Raw genomic sequence first — 24,428 nt, 5'->3', positions numbered from 1 at the left:
TTTTACCATGGTCAACGTGACCGATTGTACCGATGTTAACATGCGGTTTCGTACGTTCAAATTTTTCTTTTGCCATTTTAAATTATCCTCCGAGGAAAATAGTAATTCTATTAATCTAATATGAGATTAACCGTTTTTCTTTGCTTGAATTTCTTCAGCAATTTTCTTAGGAACTTCTTCGTAATGATCGAATGTCATGGAGTAGTTACCACGGCCTTGCGTTTTGGAACGAAGGTCAGTTGCGTAACCGAACATTTCGCTCAATGGAACATATGCTTTGATATGTTGGGAACCATTACGAGCTTCCATGCCGTCCATGCGACCACGACGAGAGTTCAAGTCACCGATAACGTCGCCCATATATTCTTCAGGAACGTCTACTTCTACAGCCATGTATGGTTCAAGCAATGCAGGATCTGCTTTGCGAGCACCTTCTTTGAAGCCCATAGAACCAGCAATTTTGAAGGCCATTTCGTTGGAGTCAACGTCATGGTAGGAACCATCAAATACGATAACTTTAACATCAACCATAGGGTACCCAGCGATAACACCGGATTCCATAGCTTCTTTAACACCGCTTTCAACAGGTCCGATGTATTCACGAGGAATCGCACCACCTACAACCTTGTTTTCAAACTCGAAGCCAGCACCTGGTTCTTGAGGAATCAATTCCAACCAGCAGTGACCATATTGACCACGACCACCAGATTGACGTACGAATTTACCTTCAGCCTTAACAGCTTTACGGATAGTTTCGCGGTATGCTACTTGAGGTTTACCTACGTTACAATCTACTTTGAATTCACGGTTCATACGGTCAACGATGATATCCAAGTGAAGTTCGCCCATACCGGAGATAATAGTTTGACCTGTTTCTTCATCAGTACGAACTTTGAAAGTAGGATCTTCTTCTGCCAAACGAGCAAGAGCTGTACCCATTTTTTCTTGGTCAGCTTTTGTTTTAGGTTCAACAGCAACGGAGATAACTGGTTCAGGGAATTCCATGGACTCAAGAATTACAGGAGATTTTTCATCACACAATGTGTCGCCTGTAGTAGTATCCTTTAAGCCAACCGCCGCAGCGATGTCACCAGAATATACGCGTTCGATTTCTTTACGGGAGTTAGCGTGCATTTGAAGAATACGACCGATACGTTCTTTTTTACCTTTAGTGGAGTTGAAAACGTAGGAGCCGGATTCCAATGTACCGGAGTACACACGGAAGAACGCTAATTTACCAACATAAGGGTCAGCCATGATTTTGAATGCCAACGCAGAGAATGGTTCTTCATCGGAAGAAGGACGAGTTGTTTCTTCTTCAGTACCAGGAACAACACCCTTAATAGGTGGGATATCGATTGGAGCTGGCATGTAATCGATAACAGCATCCAATAACATTTGAACACCTTTATTTTTATAGGAAGAACCGCAAAGAACTGGGAATAATTGGTTAGCAATAACAGCTTTACGCAATGCCGCTTTCAATTCTTCCACAGAAATTTCTTCGCCTTCCAAATATTTCATCATGATATCATCATCTGTTTCAGCGATAGCATCGATCATCATTTCGCGACGAGCTTCTGCTACTTCTTGATATTCAGCAGGGATATCAGTGATTTCATATTCTTTACCGTCATCGGATTTATAAATTTCCGCTTTCATAGTCATCAAGTCAATGATGCCTTCAAAAGTATCTTCAGCACCGATTGGTACTTGAATAGCTACGGAATTTGCACCCAAACGAGCTTTCATCATGTCAACTACGTTGAAGAAGTCAGCACCTACAGTATCCATCTTATTTACATAAGCGATACGAGGTACGCCGTAGTTAGAAGCCTGACGCCATACTGTTTCGGATTGAGGTTCAACGCCACCTTTAGCACTGAACACCGCAACAGAACCGTCAAGTACACGTAGAGAACGTTCTACTTCTACAGTAAAGTCAACGTGACCAGGAGTATCGATGATATTGATACGATGTTCTTTCCATTGACAAGTTGTTGCAGCAGAAGTGATTGTGATACCACGTTCTTGCTCTTGCTCCATCCAGTCCATCGTAGCAGCGCCTTCATGTACTTCGCCGATCTTGTGAACGATACCTGTATAGTAGAGGATACGTTCTGTAGTTGTTGTTTTACCAGCATCGATGTGAGCCATGATACCGATATTACGAGTTTTTGCTAAGGAAAACTCTCTTGCCACAGTTGTCACCTCTTATTACCAACGATAATGAGCAAATGCTTTATTAGCTTCTGCCATTTTATGAGTATCTTCTTTTTTCTTGATTGCAGCGCCTGCATTGTTGAAAGCGTCCATCAATTCGCCTGCCAAACGTTCTTTCATAGTGCGTTCACCACGAAGACGAGCATAATTTACAACCCAACGAATACCGAGGGTTTGACGGCGATCAGCACGAACTTCAACTGGCACTTGATAGTTCGCACCACCGATACGGCGAGCACGCACTTCAAGTACAGGCATAACATTTTTCAATGCTTGATCAAAAACTTCCATTGGGTCTTGACCCATTTTGGAACGAATAATTTCGAATGCATCATATACGATAGTTTCAGCAATGCCTTTTTTACCATCGTACATAACTTTGTTAATGAAACGTGTTACTAATTTGCTGTTGTACACCGGATCTGGAAGTACATCACGTTTCGGAACAGGGCCTTTTCTTGGCATGTTCAATTCCTCCTTTATAATGATGTGTGTTAATTTCGTTTAATGGCTAAAATTATTTTTTAGCTTTTTTCGCGCCGTATTTGGAACGACTTTGCATACGATTTTGTACGCCAGCTGTATCCAATGCACCACGAACGATGTGATAACGCACACCTGGAAGGTCTTTTACACGACCGCCTCTGATAAGTACAACACTGTGTTCTTGTAAATTGTGACCAATGCCTGGGATGTAAGCAGTTACTTCAATAGCGTTTGTCAAACGTACACGGGCAACTTTACGAAGCGCGGAGTTTGGTTTCTTTGGAGTAGCTGTGTACACACGAGTACATACACCACGTTTTTGTGGAGATTCTTGAAGGGCAGGAGCTGTAGATTTTTTAGTCAAACTCATGCGGCCTTTGCGTACTAGCTGATTAATTGTTGGCATTTGGGCACCTCCTTTCCAAATTTGAGATTTATAATTGATCCGTCATAACAAAATGTTACATCGGATATTACCAAGATTAACGTAGGACGCCTACAGCTGTGGCCCGCACCTTAATGCGACACGCACGACCGAGATCATCCATGGTGTGTTTGTCATTCACAGGTATTCCCTGTTCTTCACAAGCAATCCGTAAAGGCTGTACCACACGTTCATCACTATCACAACCCAGGAACACGTACTTCACAGCACCTTTAGCAATTTGTTTCAACGTTTGCTTGGCACCGATTGTTTTGTTCACCGACTTCAGATGGGCAATGTCCATTGTACTAATTCTCCTTACGAAATTATGCCCATTAGGCATACCTCGCCTAAAGCACTATGTAAGTATATCAATTACATCAGTCCATGTCAAACAATTTCCAATGTCACACACCGCTCTACAGCTGCATTTTATATGTACACTCATCCGTGTGTTTCATTCAATCTTAAATTATAAATGAAGAGTGATTTTTTATTCATATATCATTATTTTTATGTATAAATAATCATTCTATGCATTCACTATTATTTTTTCTTTTACCAATTATGCAAAATTAATATAAACACCATTTTATTATGATATAAATTAATACAGAACAAATATTTGTATTTATAAGTTACTAAAGAAAGGAGATTATATGATTAAACTCATTAAACGTTATTCAAACTTTAATCCCCCTGTAATTATAGGTAGCTTGTCTATCGTCTTAGGGCTCAGCTTATGTGCCCTTCTGATTCCGCAAATTTCTCAAACGATCCTCCAAGGGGTTCGTGATATTATATTTGAAGATTTCAGCTGGTTTTATGTTTTATCCATAAGTCTCTTCTTTATCTTCAATATCTTTCTTGCACTTAGTTCGCTAGGTGACATCAAACTCGGTAGCGATGATGAAGAAGCGGAATTCTCTTATACAGCTTGGCTCGCCATGTTATTTGCGGCGGGTACCGGTGTAGGTCTCATGTTCTTCGGAACTGCTGAGCCGCTCTCACATTATCACTCTGCTGTAAGCTTAGTCGATGGCACATCTAGTGCCAAGGAAGCATTATTCCGCTCCATCTTCCACTGGGGCATCAATGCATGGACGGTATACGGTATTATGGCTTTAGCATTAGCGTATTTTGGTTTTCGCTATAAATTGCCATTATCACTACGTTCATGTTTCTATCCGCTGTGGAAGGATAAGATCAATGGCCCACGAGGGCACATTATCGATATCATCGCACTTTGTGTAACTTTATTAGGTATCGTAACCACCTTAGGATTTGGCGCCGCCCAACTAGGTGCAGGGTTCCTATATATTGATATCATCTCCACTAATGACTTTTCCGCACAAACGGTCATCATTATCGTCATTATGTCCATTGCCGTTCTATCTGCTGTTACAGGTATTGATAAAGGCGTTAAGCTGCTCAGCGAAGTCAATATATCTGTTGCATTAGTCTTAATGTTTTTTGTACTATGTGCAGGTCCTACATTACTCCTATTAAATACAATGGTAGAAAACTTTGGATACTATCTATCACATATTTTAGGGCAAAGCTTCTATACATCTATCTATACACCAGAAACCCGACCATGGTTCTTCAGCTGGACCATACTATTCTGGGCCTGGTGGTTATCTTGGGCACCATTTGTGGGCATGTTCATTGCGCGTATTTCAAAAGGTAGGACTATTCGGGAGTTCATCTTTGGGGTACTCATTATTCCAACTGTATTTACTATCGTTTGGTTTACTATCTTTGGTAATACTGCAATTTATATCGATGAAACAGTAGCAAACGGTGCACTCGGTGCATTAACCGATAAACCAGAACAACTACTCTTTGCATTCCTTGAATATTTACCTTTATCCGGTTTAACTAGTCTTCTATCGATTATCGTATTAGCATTATTTTTTATCACATCTGCCGATTCAGGCATTTATGTGTTAAATAATATTGCGGCCTATGATAAATCCACTTCATCTCCAAAGTGGCAATGCTTGATGTGGGGCTCTGTAATGTCCTTTCTTGCCATCAGTTTGCTCAGTATTGGTGGGCTTAATGTACTACAATCGGTAACGCTCATTCTCGCCTTACCATTTGCAGCCTTAATGGTTATCATGTGCTACAGCTTATGGCAAGGATTATTGACAGATACGCAATACTTTAACACAAAACTTTCAACCACATCCATCTACTGGGACAGCAAGAACTGGAAACAAGGTCTTGCCAAAATACTCAACCAAACGCAGTCGGAAGATGTTATTTCCTTTATGAAAACAACAGCATTGCCTGCTATGTATCAGCTCAATAAAGAATTAACCGAAGAGTACGGATTAACTACGAGAATTGACAAACATTTCAACGGTAACGACGCCTCCGTAGAGTTAACCATCGAAAAAGAATCAATGCGCAACTTTACCTACGGCATCAAACTCGTTACGCAAGAGGTATCAGATCATCTCATTGAAGATCCTAACATTCCTCACATTACTGAAAGCACCAACGCAATCCCTATGACATATTTCAGTGACGGGCGCGCCGGATACGATGCGCAGTATATGACACGGGAGGATATCATTACCGATATCATTCGACAGTACGAACGATATCTTACTTTATCGGATGACGTCGGTTATGACATCATGTCTCATGACGCGGAAGAAGCAGCTGAATAGAAACCAATAATATCTATAACAAAAGGGTGCACCTCGCAGGTGCACCCTTTTTATTATGTCGCACAATATCAACTATGCAACAAGTCTATACAGTTAATATAGCTTAACGGCTAATCCAAAGTAATTAATCTTCAGACATAACCTCTTCCGTAATATTAATGATTTCAGGTGTATTTTTTACAACTTCAATCTTACGGTAACGACTCATGCCTGTACCAGCAGGAATCAACTTACCGATAATTACGTTTTCTTTCAAGCCCAATAATGGATCGATTTTACCCTTGATAGCAGCGTCGGTAAGAACACGTGTTGTTTCTTGGAAGGACGCAGCGGACAAGAAGGAGTCCGTTGCCAAAGCAGCTTTCGTAATACCCAATAGCGTGCGTTTGCCTGTAGCATTTTCACGACCATTGAGAGTAAGACGACGGTTTTCTTCGTCAAAGGTATTAACGTCCACCATATCCCCTGGAAGCATATCCGCATCACCAGCTGTTTCAATTTTAACTTTATGAAGCATTTGACGAACGATAACTTCGATATGTTTATCGTTAATTTCTACACCTTGGGATTTGTATACTTTTTGTACTTCGTATACGAGGTAACGTTGAGTTGCTTCAGTACCCATAACACGCATGATGTCATGAGGATTGATGGAGCCTTCAGTCAAACGAGCTCCCAAGGATACCACATCCCCGTCTTTAACGATGATGCGGGAGCCGTAAGGAATGAGGTAATCAAGTTCAATACCATCTTCACCAGTGATAAAGATAGTGTTCGTACCTTTCTTACCTTCATTAGGTACAACACGAACTGTACCTTCATTTTCAGCGATGATAGCATTACGTTTTGGTTTACGAGCTTCGAACAATTCTTCGACACGTGGCAAACCTTGTGTAATATCATCACCTGCGACACCACCAGTATGGAATGTACGCATTGTCAACTGAGTACCAGGTTCACCGATGGATTGTGCCGCAATAATACCAACAGCTTCACCAACTTGAACTTGGTTGCCAGTTCCTAGATCACGACCATAGCACTTGCGACATACGCCATATGGGCTACGACAAGTCAATACGGAACGGATTTTTACTGTTTCATAGTGTTTTACAACTTCATCAGCTAACGCCTCTGTGATTTCACCATTAAGAGGAACGATGACTTCGCCAGTTTCCTTGTTAACTAATTCTTCAGCTGCAATACGACCTACGATACGGTCTTTTAATGGCTCGATAACACCAGTACCTTCAACGATAGCTTCCACTTCAATACCGTGGATTTCATTGTTGCGTACTTGTACTTCTTTTACATCGGAGTTAAGGATAGCTTCGATACCTTCTTCAGTGAGACGTGTATCAGCTGGGAAGATTTCTACCCCTTCGCTGTCAACGATTGCTTGTACAGTATCCTTGTTCAACATATTTTGAACCATAGTTTCTTTCAATGTTGCACGGATGCTATCGTCGCTTTCACCAAGAATAATTTTTTGAACCAAGTTAGTATGATTAATATCGCTATCAGAGCCCAAGTGTGCACCGCGCAATGCGATAGATGTAACACCAGCTTCAGCAATATCTGCCAAGCATTGTTCATCCAAGATAGTTTCAGCTGGTACAACAAGTTCCCCTGTTTCAGCATTCACAACATCTTTATCTAAAACGCGACCAATAAGTTTATCTTTAAGCAATTCTAATGCTTGACGTGGGGATGTAGCCAAGCGAGCACGTTCTCGAACGAGATCGATACCTACAACGTCACAATCGTCCTCACGAACGATTACGTCTTGAGATACGTCAACGAGACGACGTGTCAAGTAACCAGAGTCAGCTGTACGAAGCGCTGTATCGGCCAAACCTTTACGAGCACCATGAGAGGATGTAAAGTAATCCAATACAGTCAAGCCTTCTTTAAAGTTTGCTTTAATTGGCAAGTCAATGATTCGACCAGATGGATCGGCCATCAAACCACGCATACCAGCAAGCTGACGAATCTGTTGTTTATTACCACGGGCACCAGAGATAGCCATCATGTAAACAGGGTTAAAGCCGTCTTTATCGCACGCCATATTATCCATCATCGCATCGGTAACATCTTCTGTTGCCTTTGTCCATAATTGGATAGTTTTACGATAACGTTCTTCTTCTGTAATAAGACCACGACGGTACATACGAGATACTTTTTCTACCTCTTGTTCCGCTGTATCTAACAAACTAGTTTTAACTTCTGGTACTTTAATATCAGCAATAGCTACCGTCATACCTGCGCGACGAGCGAAGGAGTAACCCAAGGACTTGATGCGGTCCAATAGTTCTGCTGTTTTTTCATTACCAAACAATTGGAAACATTGATCAACCAATTTACCAACTGTTTTCTTATCCATAACCTTACCTAAAGAGTAAGTGCCATCTTCACGTTTCTCGTATTGCCACAATTCTGGGAATAAAGCATTGTTGAAGATCAAGCGACCTGCTGTTGTTTCTACACGGCCATGATCAGGTAAACGGATATAAAGAATATCTTGCAAACCAATGATATGAGACTCATAGGCAAGCATAACTTCATCATAGGTAGCAAATGTTTTTGCTTTATCACGAGTATCTTCGCGTACAACTGTTAGGTAGTATGTACCTAAGATCATATCTTGAGAAGGTACTGCTACTGGCTTGCCGTCCTTAGTAGACAAAATATTATGGCTAGAAAGCATCAATGTACGAGCTTCCGCTTGTGCTTCTACGGACAATGGTAAGTGACACGCCATTTGGTCACCGTCAAAGTCGGCATTGAAGGCTGTACATACTAATGGATGCAATTTGATAGCACGACCTTCCCAAAGGATTGGTTCGAAGGCTTGGATACCAAGTCTATGCAATGTAGGGGCACGGTTCAAGAGAACTGGATGTTCTTTAATTACCTCTTCCAAGGATTCCCACACGCCAGGGCCAATTCTTTCAACTTGGCGTTTAGCAGCCTTGATGTTGGATGCTTGACCGCGTTCTACCAAACGTTTCATAACGAATGGTTTGAACAATTCTAATGCCATCTCTTTTGGCAAACCACATTGGTGCATTTTAAGTTCAGGACCTACTACGATTACGGAACGACCGGAGTAGTCAACACGTTTACCGAGCAAGTTTTGACGGAAACGACCTTGTTTACCTTTAAGCATGTCGGACAAGGATTTCAATGGGCGGTTACCAGGACCTGTAACAGGACGACCGCGACGACCATTATCAATCAATGCATCAACCGCTTCTTGAAGCATGCGTTTTTCGTTGCGCACGATGATATCAGGAGCACCCAAGTCGAGTAAACGTTTCAAACGGTTGTTACGGTTGATAACACGACGGTATAAATCGTTGAGGTCAGATGTAGCAAAACGGCCACCATCTAATTGGACCATAGGACGCAATTCAGGTGGGATTACAGGAACGATGTCCATAATCATCCATTCTGGACGGTTCCCAGATTGACGGAATGCTTCTACTACTTCCAAACGACGAACTGCACGGATTTTACGTTGACCACTAGCAGTGTTCAACTCTTCGCGCAATTCGGCATTCAATGCTTCAAGATCAAGTTCTGATAAGAGAGCTTTTACCGCTTCAGCACCCATGTCGATACATGCGAAGAGAACCTCTTCAGCAGCGCCTAACTCATAGCGTTCTTCGCGAGTTAATTCTTCGTATTCCTTATCAGCTTCTGGTATTGTTGCATCATCACGAAGAGCCGCATTATAGCGCTCTTTGCGTTGTGCTTCACGAACAATAGCTAAACGTTCATTACGTTGAGCCACTGTTTCGATTACGACGGATTTACCACCGATAGTATAACCGTCTTCATTAAATTGAGCTTCGTATTCGCGGTATTCTTGCTCGGACAACAATTGACGTTTTGTCAATGGTGTACCAGCTGGATCTACTACGATGTAGGAAGCAAAGTATAATACGCGTTCCAAAGAACGTGGTGATATGTCAAGGATAAGACCCATACGGGATGGGATTCCTTTGAAGTACCAAATGTGAGATACAGGAGTAGCCAATTGAATATGGCCCATACGTTCACGACGTACTTTCGCACGGGTAACCTCTACACCACATTTGTCGCAGACTACGCCTTTATGGCGGATGCGTTTATATTTGCCGCAGTGACATTCCCAGTCCTTTGTTGGTCCAAAAATGCGTTCACAGAATAGACCATCACGTTCTGGCTTCAACGTACGGTAGTTAATTGTTTCAGGTTTCTTAACTTCCCCATGAGACCAGGATAAAATCTGCTCTGGAGAGGCTAAACCGATTCGCATGGAATCGAATTCATTTACGTCTAGCACTACTATCGCTCCCTTCCTTATAGATAGTTTTAGTCTTCATCGTTAGAGGAGTCGCCCATTGGGTACGCCAATTGGCTAAGGATATCATCTTCACCGCCATTATCAGCTGGTAAGTCTTCCTCTTCCTCTTCCTCTACTTCTGGTTCTACTACAGTTACTTCATCAGTTTCTACAGCACTGCCTTCCATAACTTCTTCAATACCAGTTTCTACCACCTCATCTTCGTCCTCAAGTTCTTTCATAATAACTTCTTCTTGATCTTCGTTCAAGATTTTTACATCGAGACCGATACTTTGAAGTTCTTTAAGCAATACCTTGAAGGACTCAGGTACACCTGGTTCAGGGATGTTTTCGCCTTTAACGATTTTTTCGTATGCTTTCACACGACCAACAACGTCGTCAGACTTAACAGTTAATAGCTCTTGAAGGGTATAGGCTGCGCCATATGCTTCTAGAGCCCAAACTTCCATTTCCCCGAAACGTTGGCCACCGAACTGAGCTTTACCGCCCAAAGGTTGTTGTGTAACAAGGGAGTACGGACCTGTAGAACGAGCATGGATTTTGTCATCAACCAAATGATGGAGTTTAAGCATGTAAACGTAACCAACAGTGACGCGGTTATCCATCGGTTCACCAGTACGACCATCATATAGAACAGTTTTACCATCATCAGGACGACCTGCAATCGCCAATGTTTCGAATACGTCCTTTTCGTGAGCACCATCAAATACAGGTGTAGCAATATGAATACCTGCTACATCTGGTTTTGGCATGCCATATTTGTCAAAATCATAGCCAAGGCTTTCCAACTCTTTGCGAATTTCAACGCGTTTTTCTTCAGCAGAGTGAATGTTGTTAAGAGTATTCTTGACTTTGCTAATTGCCTCTAATTCTTCTACAAGCGCAGGATCCATTTCAGGAGCCTCTTCTTCAGAATCAAAGAATTCTACATGAAGTGCATTGTATTTAGCTTCAATAGCTTTAAGCTCTTGGTAACGAGCTTCGCCACCCATAGCATCCAATTTCTTTTGCGCTGCTGCTTCTACATGTTTTAAAATTTTAGTTTTCAAAGCAATGATTTGCTCATTTTCTTCGAAATGATTTACCGTAACATCTTCCGCAACTTTCGCTTCCAATACCTCAATTTGAGCATAAAGGTCGCGGATTGTATCGATTTGTTCCCAGTAAGATGCATCAGTACGGGCTTCTTTCAACACGTTTTGAATGTGAAGGTCTGTAGCTTTGATTTTCATACCTAAGCCTTGAACAGCCCACCCCAAGTGAGTTTCAAGAACCTGACCGATGTTCATACGAGAAGGTACGCCCAATGGATTCAATACGATTTGTACTGGAGTACCATCTGGAAGGAATGGCATATCTTCTTTTCTCATAACGCGAGAAACGACACCTTTGTTACCATGACGGCCCGCCATTTTATCGCCTTCATGAATCTTACGTTTTTGAGCGATATATACGCGAACAAGTTTATTTACGCCTGGTTGTAATTCGTCGCCATTTTCACGGGTGAAGACTTTTACATCTACGACTTTACCAGATTCGCCATGAGGCACGCGCAAGGAAGTATCACGAACTTCACGTTCTTTGTCACCAAAAATAGCACGCAACAAACGTTCTTCTGGAGTAAGCTCAGTTTCACCTTTTGGTGTAGCTTTACCTACAAGGATATCGCCAGGATGTACTTCTGCACCAATGCAGATAATACCATCTTCGTCTAAGTTTTTAAGTGTGTCGTCACCTGTATTAGGCAACTCACGAGTAATTTCTTCAGCACCTAATTTAGTATCACGAGCATCACATTCGTATTCTTCAATATGAATAGATGTATAGATATCTTCTTTGCAGAGTTCTTCACTAAGCAAGATAGCATCTTCGTAGTTATAACCTTCCCAAGGCATGAACGCTACAAGAACGTTATAACCTAATGCCAATTCGCCGCCATCTGTAGCAGGACCATCAGCCAATACTTGGCCTTTTACAACATGGTCCCCACGATTGACGATTGGTTTTTGGTTAAAGCACGTAGATTGGTTAGAACGAAGGAATTTATTCAAATGGTATGTATCAACACGACCATCGCTATCGCGAAGAACGTGGATTTCATTACCCCAACAACGTACAACTTTACCTGCTTCACGCGCCAATACGCAAACACCAGAGTCAGTAGCTGCTGTATATTCCATACCTGTACCAACAAGTGGTGCTTGAGCACGCAAAAGTGGTACCGCTTGACGTTGCATGTTCGCACCCATCAAGGCACGGTTAGCATCGTCATTTTCAAGGAATGGAATCATAGCTGTACCAATAGATACAACTTCTTTTGGACTAACGTCCATATAGTCAACCTTATCCGGTGTAACTTCTAATACATCATGACCACGACGACAAGCTACGTGTTCAGTTGTGAAGTACCCCTCTGCATCAAGTGGAGAGTTCGCTTGGGCAATTGTCATGCCTTCTTCTTCATCAGCTGTCATGTATACTACGCTGTCAGATACGCGCACTTTAACAACCTTGTCAGCATCCTTGCCTTTACCATACACTTTTTCTACTTTACGGTATGGTGCTTCGATGAAGCCAAATTCGTTTACCTTTGCATAGTTGGACAAGGAGTTAATCAAGCCAATGTTTGGACCTTCTGGAGTTTCAATAGGACACATACGACCATAGTGAGAATGATGCACGTCACGAACTTCGAAACCTGCACGCTCACGAGACAAGCCGCCAGGGCCAAGGGCAGAAAGACGACGTTTGTGAGTCAATTCCGCCAATGGGTTTGTTTGGTCCATGAACTGAGACAATTGAGAAGAACCAAAGAATTCTTTGATAGCTGCCACTACAGGGCGAATATTGATCAACGCTTGAGGTGTAATGGATTCAGTTTCTTGAATGGTCATGCGCTCACGAACAACACGTTCCATACGAGTTAAACCGATGCGGAATTGGTTTTGCAACAATTCGCCTACGCAACGAAGGCGACGGTTACCCAAGTGGTCGATATCATCTGTATGACCTGCACCATCCATAAGGTTGAGCAAGTAAGAAATGTTAGCGATCATGTCTTCACGTGTTACTGTACGGTGATCATATGGTAAGTTGCAGTTATTACAGATAACTTTAGACTCTACACCATCATTATTTACGATATAGAATTCAGCAAAACCTTCACCATCGAAAACATGGCTATTAGCAACGATATCAAGTTGTTCTTCCCCAACTTGTACGCCTGCATCAAGGATAATTTCGCCAGTTTCTGGATCTACAATTGGTTGAGCTAATGTTTGACCCAACATACGTTGGCGCCAGCCAAGTTTTTTGTTCAATTTATAACGACCAACGCGCGCTAAGTCATAACGGCGTGCATCGAAGAACAAGTTATCGAACAAGTTACGAGCAGACTCTACAGTCGGAGGCTCGCCTGGACGTAATTTTTTATAGATTTCAACCAATGCTTCATCAGCAGATTGAGTTGTATCTTTTTCTAATGTACGAACGATGCGTTCATCATATACTGGTAAACCATCCTCATCAGTTTTACCATTCCAGAAGAGGTCGAGGATACTTTCATTCGTATCCCAACCTAATGCACGTACCAATACAGTAGCTGGTAATTTACGGTTACGGTCAATACGAACAGCCACCACTTCACTAGCATCTGTTTCAAGTTCAATCCATGCACCACGGTTAGGAATAACTGTGGAATCATACAAACGGTTACCCATTGTATCGATTTCTTTATTGTAGTAAACGCCTGGAGAACGTACTAATTGGGATACGATAACACGTTCTGCACCATTGATGATGAAAGTACCTGTATCCGTCATCAATGGGAAATCGCCCATGAAGACTTCTTGTTCTTTAATGTCCATATTTTCTGGATCATTATTTACCAAGCGAATATTTACACGAAGTGGTGCTGCGTAAGTAGCATCACGGTTTTTACATTCATTAATATCATACTTAGGTTCACCTAAGCTGAAACCTTCAAAAGAAAGTACTAGATTACCTGAATTGTCTTTAATCGGAGAAATATCGTTGAAAATATTTTGTAAACCACTCTCCAAGAACCACTCATACGATTTACGTTGAATGTCCAATAAATGCGGCATCTTGATAACTTCGTTAATTTTAGCGTACGTATAACGAGTTCGTTTGCCTACCTGTTCAGGTTTGAACATATTTGCTTTCACCCCTATCAAAACACACTGGTCTACCATTTTCTATAACGGCATGAAAAAGACATCTTACAGGTCTCAGTTTTCCTGCTCGGGCAACGTCAAATAAAGCAAGGTCCATTTCATTTTTAAAATAACCTTGCTTCCCATTAACCAAGCACAACCTTGGAAGAAAACCTCATCACTATTTGTGTTATAGTTTTTACATCCAAAAGCAGAAAACGCTACTTTTGCAATATATAATTCTATCAGTATTAAAAAAGACTGTCAACCAAAAGGGTTGACAGTCTTTCATTTTCATGCTTTATTCATGTATCAAAAGAGAACCATAAATTAGTTGCCTTTTTGTTTTAAAAGATTCGCACCAGCGATACCAGGGCGAGTCATTTCTTTAGGAGAAAGAATATGATTAATTTCATCCTCAGTCAATAAACCTTGATCCAAGATGATATCGCGAATAGCTCGACCTGTTTCATACGCTTCTTTCGCCAATGCAGAAGCTGTTTCATAGCCAAGATGTGGCAACAATGCTGTTACGATACCAACGGAACGATTCAACCAGTACTCGCATTGTTCACGGTCTACTTCAAGATCAACAAGCAATTTATCAACGAATGTATTTACACCGTTTTTGAGATAGCAAAGATTATTGAACAAGTTGTATGCCAATACAGGTTCCATAACATTTAACTCGAATTGACCATTTTCTACAGCTAATGTAATAGTAAGGTCATTACCGATAACTTGGTAACACACTTGATTCAATACTTCAGCAATAACAGGATTTACTTTTCCTGGCATGATAGAGGAGCCTGGTTGACGGGCAGGCAATTTTAATTCACCAATGCCACAGCGAGGTCCAGATGCCATTAAGCGAAAATCATTTGCCATCTTAATCAACACAAGTGCAGTTACCTTCAAACCGCTAGAGATATCAGCAAATACGTCTGTATTGTTTGTGGCATCGATTAAGTTCTCCGCGGTGTAGAACGGTTCGCCTACTACTTCACTAAGTTCATAAGCTACATCATGAATATAATTAGGCTCAGCATTAAGGCCTGTACCAACTGCAGTGGCACCCATGTTGATTACATGTGCACCTTCAACGGCAGATTTAATGCGTTTAATACCACGACGAATACCAGATGCATAAGCGCCCATCTCTTGGCCCAATGTAATAGGCACCGCATCTTGTAAATGAGTACGTCCCATTTTTAAAATTTCACTATATTCTTCAGCTTTTTTCTCAAGCTCATCAACAAGACGTTGCAAAGCTTCAAGTAACGGTTTAGATTTCAAAATTGCACAAACTTTAATCGCTGTTGGGAAAGCGTCATTTGTAGATTGTGCCATGTTACAGTGATTGTTAGGGCTTACAATATCATAGCTACCTTTTGGATGACCTAAAATTTCACAAGCACGATTTGCCAACACTTCGTTCATATTCATATTCACAGAAGTGCCAGCACCACCTTGAATTGGATCAACTGGAAATTGGTCAGCAAATTCACCTGCAATAACTTCATCAGCTGCTTGAACAATCGCTTTACCGATAGATACATTGAGACGACCTGTTTTCATATTAGCTAAAGCAGATGCTTTTTTTACCATCGCTAGAGCTTTAATAAAATCTTGGTCTAAATGTTTCCCTGTAATATGGAAGTTTTCTAAGGCACGAATCGTTTGCACACCATAATATAACTCATCCGCTACTTCTAATTCACCTAGGAAATCATGTTCTTTTCTCATAATAGATCCTCTTTCCACTATTTCATATATTAGATGATAGTTTAATGAAACGGTTTTATCTTATGCGCTCATTATAGCATGTATTTTGTATACATAAAAGTTATTTCATGTATTCCGAATAAACAATATTCTATACAATATATTATTTCATAAATAATTATTTTTTTGTAATTATCTCCATATTATCTCCATATTTATAAAGGCTCTGTTTTTATCTTTGATTGGTTTAAATATTACACGCCCTATAGTACAATAATATAAACTATGTAAGTAAGGAGTAACTATGATTAACAATCACATGCTGCGCATAGGTGCGCTCTTTTTATTAACCGTTTTGAGCTACGGCTTTTATAATGCCTATTTGCCAATCACTGATCCGGTGGAGTCCAACTATGTTCTCTCCGCCATCACCATGCTAAAACATAACTCATGGATATCCCCCATGATATACGATCACGTATGGTATGATAAACCACCGCTCACCTATTGGGCACTTATGATTACGTACAAACTATTTGGCATATCTGACTTTACATCTCGTATACCAAATACGCTTGTTGCGGGAGCCAGCGTGGCCCTAATGTACCATATAATTTACCGCATATCTAAAAATACTTTTGCTAGTGTACTCTGTGCTATTCTATTAATGAGTACACTACAGTTTTGGTACATATCTCATGCAATTATAACCGACGGATTTCTACTTCTCTTCACCTTAGCTATATTTGGATATAGCTATTTAGCTTTTACCAATAATGACAAGTCAGCTATGGTGAAAGCTTACATTGCTGCTGCCTTAGCTGTAATTACCAAAGGACCTATAGGCATCATCTTGCCCGGCCTGATATTACTCATTTATGTATGCGCTCGCTATATAGTCCATAGAAAAGATGAAAGTTATCAGCTTTCAAAGGATATTAAATTACTATTTAATCCCTTAGGACTATTAGCCTTTATAGCGATAGCTAGCCCTTGGTATATCGCTATGTATTCCATTCACGGTGAGCAGTTTATTTCCGGATTCTTAGGTCTACACAATGTAGATCGAGCTCTTATATCTGAGCATCCTAAATTTAATGTATGGTATTACTATCTATTAATTGTACCCCTTTCACTATTACCATGGACACCTGTAATAGTCTATCATTTAAAAGATCTTAACTGGAAAGATGATTTTGATCTATTAGGTATTATATGGTTTATAGTTATAGTTCTATTCTACTCTCTAGTAGCTACAAAGTATCTAACCTACACATTACCTGCCATTATCCCTTGTATAATATGGGCGGCTGTAAAAATTTGTGAATTAGTTACTGACAAAGAAACCGGTGAATTTACTCAATCATTCAAAAAGTTTAATTATTTAATTACCCTACCACTAGGTATTTACTACATGATTTTTACATTTACTACAGCTTTTGATAAAAGTCTTGATAGTAAACCGTTAATCGTAGGTTCCTTTATTATAGTATGTATGATTTTAATCGGTCGATACTACATAACATCATTTTTTAAACTAGCAATATATGCTTTAGTTCCACTAATTACTTTATACTCAGCTATTACAATTACAGTACCACCAATATTATTTAATCAATCTGGTTTACAGTTTAGAACGTTCATCGAAGATACATCAAAACCAATATATGTATATGGCAGTTACTATACTTCTATTGTATATTACATGGATACTATACCCACCCAAGTTTTCGTAGATACAACTGATGATTCTATATGGACCGAAGGCAAAACATTAATGCCTACCATAACTAAAGAAACATTTTTAAGTAATACATCAAATAATCGCGGTGCCTATGTCATCGTTCCTAAAAAATATGATAAGGATTTCTCTAATACATTACCGTATCCAAAAGCCAAATTAGTTAACAAAACAAAACTCGCATCAATTTATAAACTCCAATAGAAAAAGGCGTACCCTATGGGTACGCCTTTAATATAGCTAGAATTATTTCAATTCTACGGATGCGCCAGCTTCTTCTAATTGAGCTTTCAAAGCTTCAGCAGCTTCAGCAGCTACGCCTTCTTTAACAGGTGCAGGAGCGCCGTCAACGATAGCTTTAGCTTCTTTCAAGCCAAGACCAGTTGCTTCACGAACAACTTTGATTACGTTGATTTTAGATGCGCCAGCATCTTTCAAGATTACGTCGAAGGAATCTTTAGCAGCGCCGCCTTCAGCACCACCAGCAGCTGCTACAGCTACAGGAGCTGCTGCAGTTACGCCAAATTCTTCTTCGATTGCTTTTACAAGATCATTAAGTTCAAGGATTGTTGCTTCTTTCAATTCAGCAACGATGTTTTCAATGTTCAATGCCATTTTAGATTTCCTCCATAAATTAGTTTATAGTGCCAGCCTCAAGCGGCCAACGAATACTTTGCAAAAAATATTATTCTGCAGGTTTTGCTTCTGCAACAGCTTTGACAGCGTATGCAACATTGCGAACAGGAGCTTGCAATACGGAAAGCAACATGGAAAGCATACCTTCGCGATTTGGAAGAGATGCAATTGCTTTAATGCCTGCAGCGTCCATAACTTCGCCTTCAACGATACCAGCTTTAACTGTTACAACTTCTTTTTCAGTTGCTTTGATGAATTGTTCGATTACACGAGCAGGTGCAACAGCATCGTCTTTAGAAGTAGCCAACGCAGTTGGGCCTTCTAAATGCTCAGCGAAACCTTCAAGATTCAATTCGTTTGCAGCGATACGAGTCAAAGTATTTTTGATTACTTTGTATTCAACACCTTCAGCCAACATTTTGCGACGAAGATCAGTTGCTTGCGCAACAGTTAAACCAGAGTAACCAATCAATACAGCACCTTTTGCTTCAGAAAGAGTTTCTTTCATTTGAGCAACGATTGCTTTTTTTGATTCAGTGACAGCCATTAGATTACCTCCTTGTAGATTTTTTTGGTGCTCTATGTACTATCTTAGCGTAAAAACGACCCCATCGCACGCGATGAGGTCGTAACTAGTCCTAGGTTGTTCTAGTGTCAGCCTCAGCGGGCGGATTTTCATCCATTATACATACCAGCCGTCTACAGCTAAGAGACATATTTAATTATTGCTCTTTAGAAACAGTGCTCAATTTGAACACGTTCAAAGGTACACCAGGGCCCATTGTAGCGGACAAGGTTACAGATTTAATGTATTGACCTTTAGCTGCTACAGGTTTAGCCTTGATAATAGTATCAACGATTGTACGGTAGTTGTCAAGTAATTTTTCTTCATCGAAAGATGCTTTACCGATAGAACAAGAGATAATACCTGCTTTATCAGTACGGTATTCGATTTTACCAGCTTTGATTTCGTTTACTGCACGAGCAACGTCTGGAGTTACTGTACCAACTTTAGGGTTTGGCATCAAGCCTTTAGGACCCAAGATTTTACCAAGACGGCCAACTTGACCCATCATGTCTGGTGTAGCAACTACTACGTCGAAGTCGCTCCAACCACCTTGGATTTTAGCTACTAACTCTTCAGAACCTACGAAATCTGCGCCAGCTTCTTCAGCTGCCTTAATATTGTCGCCTTTTGCGAATACAAGAACGCGTTTAGTTTTGCCAGTACCATGAGGCAATACTACTGCACCACGAACTTGTTGATCAGCGTATTTAGGGTCGACATTCAAGTTGAAAGCAATTTCAACTGTTTCATCGAAATTTGCAGTTGCAGTTTTCTTAACCAACTCAATTGCTTCTACTGGTTCGTAGAATTTACCAGCTTCAATAAGTTTTACTGCTTCAGCGTATTTCTTACCTACTTTTGCCATTATAATATCCTCCTTATGTGGTCAAACGGGAATTCCCTCCCACCGATTTGCGCCTTATGCGCAAGTCGTACGCTTATTAGTCAACGATTTCAATGCCCATGCTGCGAGCAGTACCTTCCACCATGCGCATACCTTGTTCTACGGTATTAGCATTCAAGTCAGGCATTTTCAATTCAGCAATTTCACGAACTTTATCGCGACCTACTTTTGCTACTTTATCACGGTTAGGTACACCAGAACCTTTTGGAATACCTGCAGCTTTTTTCAACAATACTGCAGCTGGTGGAGTCTTAGTGATGAAGTCGAAGCTACGATCTTCATATACGTTAATAACTACTGGAATAATTAAGCCAGCTTGTTTAGCAGTACGTTCGTTGAATTCTTTTGTGAAAGCAACGATGTTAACACCTGCTTGACCTAGTGCAGGACCAACTGGTGGTGCTGGAGTAGCTTTAGCGGCTTCAATTTGTAGTTTTACTTGTTTAACTAATTTCTTAGCCATGGGTAATTAAACCTCCTATGCTTATACTGTGGTGGTAACGGATATACATCCTCCCACTGGCAACCAAAATCGATTGCTCTTTTTAGAGTTATATTTATATATTAAAGAGCTTTCTCAACTTGAGAGAACTCTACCTCTACCTCGGTATCTCGATTGAACATTTCCACACTAAGTTTCAATGTTCCTTTTTCAGGGTTAAGTTCGGTAATAACACCTAGTTTATCTTCAAAGGCACCGGACGTAATGCGAACCGTTTCACCAACTTCTACATCAACGTTAATGGTTGGTTTCTTATCCAAGCCCTGAGACTTAAGTATATGTTCTACTTCGGAATCAGAAAGTGGAACTGGTTTTGTAGCAGAGCCAACGAAACCTGTTACACCTGGCGTGTTGCGTACAACATACCAAGAACGGTCATTAACTTCCATTTCCACCAATACATACCCAGGAAATATCTTGCGTTTTACTACTTTTTTAACCCCATCTTTTTCATCTATTTCGTCTTCAAGAGGCACCAAAATTCGGCTGATCACATCTTGTAGCCCCATAGATTGAACTTTAAGTTCAAGAGTGGTTTTTACTTTATTTTCGTAGCCTGAATAGGTATGAATTACATACCACTTCTTATCTGCTTCCATGTAATGGCCCCCTTATCCAACAAAGTGCAACAACGTATTAAAAAGTTGGGCAAAGAGTCCATCAAGCACAGAAATAATCAAAGCGATGAATATGGTCACTAAGAATACTACAATTGTGTAATTGATAAGCTCTTTTTTTGTTGGCCAGACTACTTTTTTTAGTTCAGCTTTCACACCGCGGAAGAATTTTCCAAATCCACCACGCTGCTGCACTGCTGAGTTAGACTTTGCCATTGTTTTCACATCCTCAAATCAACAGGTAATGAATGATAAGAATTATTTTGTTTCACGGTGTAATGTATGTTTACCGCAGAATTTGCAATATTTCATCATTTCAATACGATCAGGATTGTTCTTTTTATTCTTGTTCGTTTGATAGTTGCGTTGTTTGCAATCTGTGCAAGCTAAAGTAATGGCATTACGCATCCGGATACACCTCGCTTTATATTTACTAATCTGTCTCTTGTACTCGAAAACGCTCGACTACATACTAAAAAACTATATCATACGTAGCAAGCGATGTCAAGAAATTAAGCAACTCAAAAAAGCCAGGCACGTATGCCTGACATGGATAGTATAACAGACAATGGCGCCCTTTGTCTACCCAAAGAACGCCATGTCATATTAGCTTATAGTTAGCTTATATGTCTATATATTATATTTAATATTATATTTACATATTTACTATTACTGCTTCATTTATTACTGTTTCTTTGTGAAAGTTACTTTCACGATTTGCCAGAAGAAGGCCAATGCCCCCAATATCATGATGGTATCGCCAACCATGCGAAGCCAACGCAAATTTTGTAACAATGGTTGTTGCATAAAGTCTTCGCTGCGAGCGAGCCATAAGCCTTGTGTTACACTTGCCCAACTTTGAATCAAGCCGATTGGTAATAGGCTGATAAGAACCATTAACGCAAGGCCCCAATTCAATGCCCAGAAACCAAATTTCATCAACTTGTCGTTAAATTCTACCTCAGGTCGAATATAACGAGCGATGAGGAATACAAAGCCTAAACTCAAGAACCCGTATACGCCAAACAACGCCGTATGAGCATGAACAGCTGTCGTATTTAGACCTTGAATGTAGAATAAGGAAACCGGCATATTGATTAGGAAGCCGAAGATACCGGCCCCTACCAAGTTCCAGAAGGATACGGCAATAAAGCAATATACAGGCCATTTTAATCGATGCATCCACGGTGCACTATGAAGACGTGTATAATTTTCAAACGCTTCATAACCTAAGAGTACAAGAGGCACTACTTCCAACGCGGAGAACGATGCCCCTGTGGCCACGATAGTCGATGTAACACCGGTGAAATAAAGATGATGGAATGTACCAGGGATACCACCGATAAGGTAAATGGCACCGGACGAAATCGCTGCTATGGTACCTGCACGGTAAGATACGAGACCAAGTGTTACGAAAATAAAGGCCATCAACGTAGTAGAGAATACTTCAAAGAATCCTTCTACCCAAAGGTGAATAACCCACCAGCGCCAGTATTCCATGATTGCCAAGTGGCTGTGTTCTCCGTAGAAAAGACCTGGTCCATAGAAAATACCGACCATCACAACGGAGAAAATAAAGGCAGCAATAAGGTTTTTATCCCCTTTATTTTTGAAAGCACCAATGATGCTGCGCACCATGAGTACAAGCCAAAATAGAATGCCGATATATTCAATCCATTGCCATACGCGCCCCAACTCGATAAACTCATATCCTTGGTGACCCAAGTAGAAGTTTAGAGCCGCCGGAATCTCATGAGCAACACCTAAATATGTACCTGTAAAGGAACCCACTACCAACACAACGAGTGCCCAGAACAAAATATCCACGCCCAATTTTTGGAACTTAGGATCTTTACCGCCATTAATAATCGGCGCCAAGAATAAACCGGCACTCAAGAATGCCATCGCAATCCAGAACAAGGATGCTTGAATATGCCAAGTACGAGCAATAGAATATGGGAAATACTGCGCCAATGGAATGCCATAGAAAGCCTGTCCTTCTACGGTGTAGTGCGCAATGATACCACCCATACCAAGTTGGAGTAAAAATAATGCCAAAATCGTAAATAAATATTTTCCTAAAGACCGTTGAGATGGTGTGAGATGCAATTTGGAAATTGGATCTTCCGCAGGTGGTGTTAATTCATGTTCATCTTGTTTGCGACCGAATGCCCACATCCATACGACAATACCAATACCACAAAGTAAAATAATAACACTCACAACAGACCAAGCTACGCTTTCCGGTGTTGGATTATGATCTAACAATGGCTCGTGAGGCCAATTGTTGGTGTATGTTGCATCTGTACCAGGGCGTTGAGTCGATGCCATCCACGTAGTCCAGAAGAAGAATCGTGCCATATCAATACGATCTTTTAATTCTGGCAACGTATTGTCTTTCATCGCAAAATGATCGCGTGTTTCGGACAATTTAGGGTTATCACCATACAGTTCAATAAAATATTGTCCGGTTAAATTCATCGCTGTAATACGTTCCGGTGAAAGCACAACAGTTCCATCTTCACGAACAGCACTGTTAAAGTACTCTGCTTTAACTGCTTCTTTAACAGCCGCTTTCTGCACATCACCTAACTGTTCATAAAGAACACCAAAAGCTTCTTGAGACTTGATATCAAGCATTACGGACACTTCTTTGTGCAACCAATCAGCTGTCCAGTCCGGGGCTTGATATGCGCCATGACCTAGTACGGTCCCTACAGATTGACCACCTGTAGATTGCCAAGCCGATTGACCATGTAAGATATCATCCTTAGTGAACAAAACCTGTCCATCTTGAGATACATACGCGGTTGGTACCGGTGGCGCTTGATGATATACATCAGTACCCAAATAGCCAAGAATAGAGAATCCAATAATAAGAACTGCTACTACGGCTATCCAATACTTTTTGTATTCGCCCATCACATTACCTCCTTTTCTATAAAAGCACAAAAAGAGAGCCTATGCTCTCCTCATATATAATATACACTAATTTTATAAATAAAGTTGTATCTAAGGTTACAATATATTAAAATTTCTTCTCAATTTGTATCAATAGTATGATTATCCTTTGAAGCCTGAATACAACGTATATATCACATTACAAAATCATCATTGTTTCAATATATTAGCGATTCAATTCTATACTCTTAATCATCAATATATACAAAATAAAAGGGACCCATTGGGTCCCTTTTATTGAATCTAAAATTCAATTATATAGCTAATGTATCGATACATTGAGCTATAAACTTGTATTAACCTTCGATTTCTGTTACTACGCCAGCGCCTACTGTATGGCCACCTTCGCGGATCGCGAAACGAAGACCTTCTTCGATAGCGATTGGAGTAATCAATTCGATTTCCATTGTTACGTTATCGCCAGGCATACACATTTC

Annotated in this window: 18 protein-coding genes; 2 read left to right on the top strand and 16 right to left on the bottom strand. The window is 40.6% G+C overall.

All coding sequences use genetic code 11. The features are described 5' to 3' along the window. Positions 1 to 126: 126 nt before the first annotated feature. From fusA to AAAT26_RS09450, 4 genes are all read right to left on the bottom strand, one after another. Positions 127 to 2,202, bottom strand: a complete 2,076-nt coding sequence (gene fusA, locus AAAT26_RS09465; protein ID WP_004693557.1) for an elongation factor G — start codon at positions 2,200 to 2,202, stop codon at positions 127 to 129. 15 nt (positions 2,203 to 2,217) lie between these two features. Next, positions 2,218 to 2,688, bottom strand: a complete 471-nt coding sequence (gene rpsG / locus AAAT26_RS09460) for a 30S ribosomal protein S7 (protein WP_004693556.1) — start codon at positions 2,686 to 2,688, stop codon at positions 2,218 to 2,220. A 52-nt stretch (positions 2,689 to 2,740) separates the two neighbouring features. Beyond that, complete coding sequence (rpsL, locus tag AAAT26_RS09455; RefSeq protein WP_004693554.1) at positions 2,741 to 3,115, bottom strand: 30S ribosomal protein S12; 375 nt, start codon at positions 3,113 to 3,115, stop codon at positions 2,741 to 2,743. Positions 3,116 to 3,191: 76 nt separating this feature from the next. Next, positions 3,192 to 3,437 carry a L7Ae/L30e/S12e/Gadd45 family ribosomal protein gene (locus tag AAAT26_RS09450; RefSeq protein ID WP_004693552.1) on the bottom strand — a complete coding sequence of 82 codons (246 nt, stop codon included), beginning with the start codon at positions 3,435 to 3,437 and terminating at the stop codon, positions 3,192 to 3,194. 355 nt (positions 3,438 to 3,792) lie between these two features. On the opposite strand from AAAT26_RS09450, the gene AAAT26_RS09445 reads away from it, so the two are divergent. Then, positions 3,793 to 5,814, top strand: coding sequence for a BCCT family transporter (locus AAAT26_RS09445; RefSeq protein ID WP_012864764.1), 2,022 nt, complete (start codon positions 3,793 to 3,795; stop codon positions 5,812 to 5,814). Positions 5,815 to 5,938: 124 nt separating this feature from the next. Here AAAT26_RS09445 and rpoC read toward each other — a convergent pair whose 3' ends face one another. The 3 genes from rpoC to AAAT26_RS09430 all read right to left on the bottom strand — a co-directional run bounded on the left by rpoC (position 5,939) and on the right by AAAT26_RS09430 (position 16,083). Continuing rightward, positions 5,939 to 10,141 (bottom strand): DNA-directed RNA polymerase subunit beta', encoded by a 4,203-nt coding sequence (rpoC, locus tag AAAT26_RS09440; protein ID WP_349209141.1) that lies wholly within the window; start codon positions 10,139 to 10,141, stop codon positions 5,939 to 5,941. 29 nt (positions 10,142 to 10,170) lie between these two features. Next, positions 10,171 to 14,337, bottom strand: a complete 4,167-nt coding sequence (gene rpoB, locus AAAT26_RS09435) for a DNA-directed RNA polymerase subunit beta (protein WP_038125698.1) — start codon at positions 14,335 to 14,337, stop codon at positions 10,171 to 10,173. 330 nt (positions 14,338 to 14,667) lie between these two features. After that, a complete protein-coding gene (locus AAAT26_RS09430; RefSeq protein ID WP_004696758.1) occupies positions 14,668 to 16,083 on the bottom strand; it encodes an aspartate ammonia-lyase in 1,416 nt (471 codons plus the stop codon). A gap of 283 nt (positions 16,084 to 16,366) precedes the next feature. Here AAAT26_RS09430 and AAAT26_RS09425 point away from each other — a divergent pair, with 283 nt between their 5' ends. Next, positions 16,367 to 18,007 (top strand): ArnT family glycosyltransferase, encoded by a 1,641-nt coding sequence (locus AAAT26_RS09425; protein WP_004696755.1) that lies wholly within the window; start codon positions 16,367 to 16,369, stop codon positions 18,005 to 18,007. Positions 18,008 to 18,049: 42 nt separating this feature from the next. On the opposite strand, the gene rplL is transcribed toward AAAT26_RS09425, so the two are convergent. The 9 genes from rplL to AAAT26_RS09380 form a co-directional block, all read right to left on the bottom strand. Beyond that, the gene (gene rplL / locus AAAT26_RS09420) at positions 18,050 to 18,418 is read right to left on the bottom strand and encodes a 50S ribosomal protein L7/L12 (RefSeq protein ID WP_004693540.1); all 369 of its coding nucleotides are present in this window, start codon (positions 18,416 to 18,418) and stop codon (positions 18,050 to 18,052) included. Positions 18,419 to 18,488: 70 nt separating this feature from the next. Continuing rightward, positions 18,489 to 18,986 carry a 50S ribosomal protein L10 gene (gene rplJ / locus AAAT26_RS09415; RefSeq protein WP_004693539.1) on the bottom strand — a complete coding sequence of 166 codons (498 nt, stop codon included), beginning with the start codon at positions 18,984 to 18,986 and terminating at the stop codon, positions 18,489 to 18,491. Positions 18,987 to 19,161: 175 nt separating this feature from the next. Continuing rightward, the gene (gene rplA, locus AAAT26_RS09410; protein WP_004693536.1) at positions 19,162 to 19,872 is read right to left on the bottom strand and encodes a 50S ribosomal protein L1; all 711 of its coding nucleotides are present in this window, start codon (positions 19,870 to 19,872) and stop codon (positions 19,162 to 19,164) included. A gap of 76 nt (positions 19,873 to 19,948) precedes the next feature. Then, on the bottom strand, positions 19,949 to 20,374 hold the full coding sequence (rplK, locus tag AAAT26_RS09405; protein WP_004693535.1) for a 50S ribosomal protein L11: 426 nt from the start codon (positions 20,372 to 20,374) through the stop codon (positions 19,949 to 19,951). Between the two features lie 101 nt (positions 20,375 to 20,475). Further along, positions 20,476 to 21,012, bottom strand: a complete 537-nt coding sequence (gene nusG, locus AAAT26_RS09400; protein WP_004696753.1) for a transcription termination/antitermination protein NusG — start codon at positions 21,010 to 21,012, stop codon at positions 20,476 to 20,478. A gap of 12 nt (positions 21,013 to 21,024) precedes the next feature. Beyond that, positions 21,025 to 21,246 (bottom strand): preprotein translocase subunit SecE, encoded by a 222-nt coding sequence (gene secE / locus AAAT26_RS09395; protein WP_004693531.1) that lies wholly within the window; start codon positions 21,244 to 21,246, stop codon positions 21,025 to 21,027. A 42-nt stretch (positions 21,247 to 21,288) separates the two neighbouring features. Beyond that, a complete protein-coding gene (gene rpmG, locus AAAT26_RS09390) occupies positions 21,289 to 21,438 on the bottom strand; it encodes a 50S ribosomal protein L33 (RefSeq protein ID WP_004693530.1) in 150 nt (49 codons plus the stop codon). Between the two features lie 276 nt (positions 21,439 to 21,714). Next, positions 21,715 to 23,952, bottom strand: a complete 2,238-nt coding sequence (locus AAAT26_RS09385; protein WP_316115508.1) for a nitric-oxide reductase large subunit — start codon at positions 23,950 to 23,952, stop codon at positions 21,715 to 21,717. Between the two features lie 335 nt (positions 23,953 to 24,287). Beyond that, the coding region (locus tag AAAT26_RS09380; RefSeq protein WP_462952886.1) for an EF-Tu C-terminal domain-related protein at positions 24,288 to 24,428 on the bottom strand (141 nt) is incomplete at its 5' end.

Origin of the sequence: Veillonella parvula (assembly GCF_040094895.1) — a bacterium.
In the GTDB taxonomy this organism is placed as follows: Bacteria; Bacillota; Negativicutes; order Veillonellales; family Veillonellaceae; genus Veillonella; species Veillonella parvula_L.
Note: the sequence above shows the minus strand (reverse complement) of the source record. Positions and strands in the feature narration are given on the sequence as shown.

Bases quoted from the DNA above. Each gene is read 5' to 3' on its own strand.
- AAAT26_RS09445 (WP_012864764.1), top strand. From the start codon at position 3,793: ATGATTAAACTCATTAAACGTTATTCAAACTTTAATCCCCCTGTAATT.
- rpsL (WP_004693554.1), bottom strand. From the start codon at position 3,115: ATGCCAACAATTAATCAGCTAGTACGCAAAGGCCGCATGAGTTTGACT.
- rplJ (WP_004693539.1), bottom strand. From the start codon at position 18,986: ATGGCTGTCACTGAATCAAAAAAAGCAATCGTTGCTCAAATGAAAGAA.
- rpsG (WP_004693556.1), bottom strand. From the start codon at position 2,688: ATGCCAAGAAAAGGCCCTGTTCCGAAACGTGATGTACTTCCAGATCCG.
- AAAT26_RS09430 (WP_004696758.1), bottom strand. From the start codon at position 16,083: ATGAGAAAAGAACATGATTTCCTAGGTGAATTAGAAGTAGCGGATGAG.
- rplL (WP_004693540.1), bottom strand. From the start codon at position 18,418: ATGGCATTGAACATTGAAAACATCGTTGCTGAATTGAAAGAAGCAACA.
- AAAT26_RS09425 (WP_004696755.1), top strand. From the start codon at position 16,367: ATGATTAACAATCACATGCTGCGCATAGGTGCGCTCTTTTTATTAACC.
- rplA (WP_004693536.1), bottom strand. From the start codon at position 19,872: ATGGCAAAAGTAGGTAAGAAATACGCTGAAGCAGTAAAACTTATTGAA.
- rpmG (WP_004693530.1), bottom strand. From the start codon at position 21,438: ATGCGTAATGCCATTACTTTAGCTTGCACAGATTGCAAACAACGCAAC.
- secE (WP_004693531.1), bottom strand. From the start codon at position 21,246: ATGGCAAAGTCTAACTCAGCAGTGCAGCAGCGTGGTGGATTTGGAAAA.
- AAAT26_RS09450 (WP_004693552.1), bottom strand. From the start codon at position 3,437: ATGGACATTGCCCATCTGAAGTCGGTGAACAAAACAATCGGTGCCAAG.
- nusG (WP_004696753.1), bottom strand. From the start codon at position 21,012: ATGGAAGCAGATAAGAAGTGGTATGTAATTCATACCTATTCAGGCTAC.
- rplK (WP_004693535.1), bottom strand. From the start codon at position 20,374: ATGGCTAAGAAATTAGTTAAACAAGTAAAACTACAAATTGAAGCCGCT.
- AAAT26_RS09385 (WP_316115508.1), bottom strand. From the start codon at position 23,952: ATGGGCGAATACAAAAAGTATTGGATAGCCGTAGTAGCAGTTCTTATT.
- rpoB (WP_038125698.1), bottom strand. From the start codon at position 14,337: ATGTTCAAACCTGAACAGGTAGGCAAACGAACTCGTTATACGTACGCT.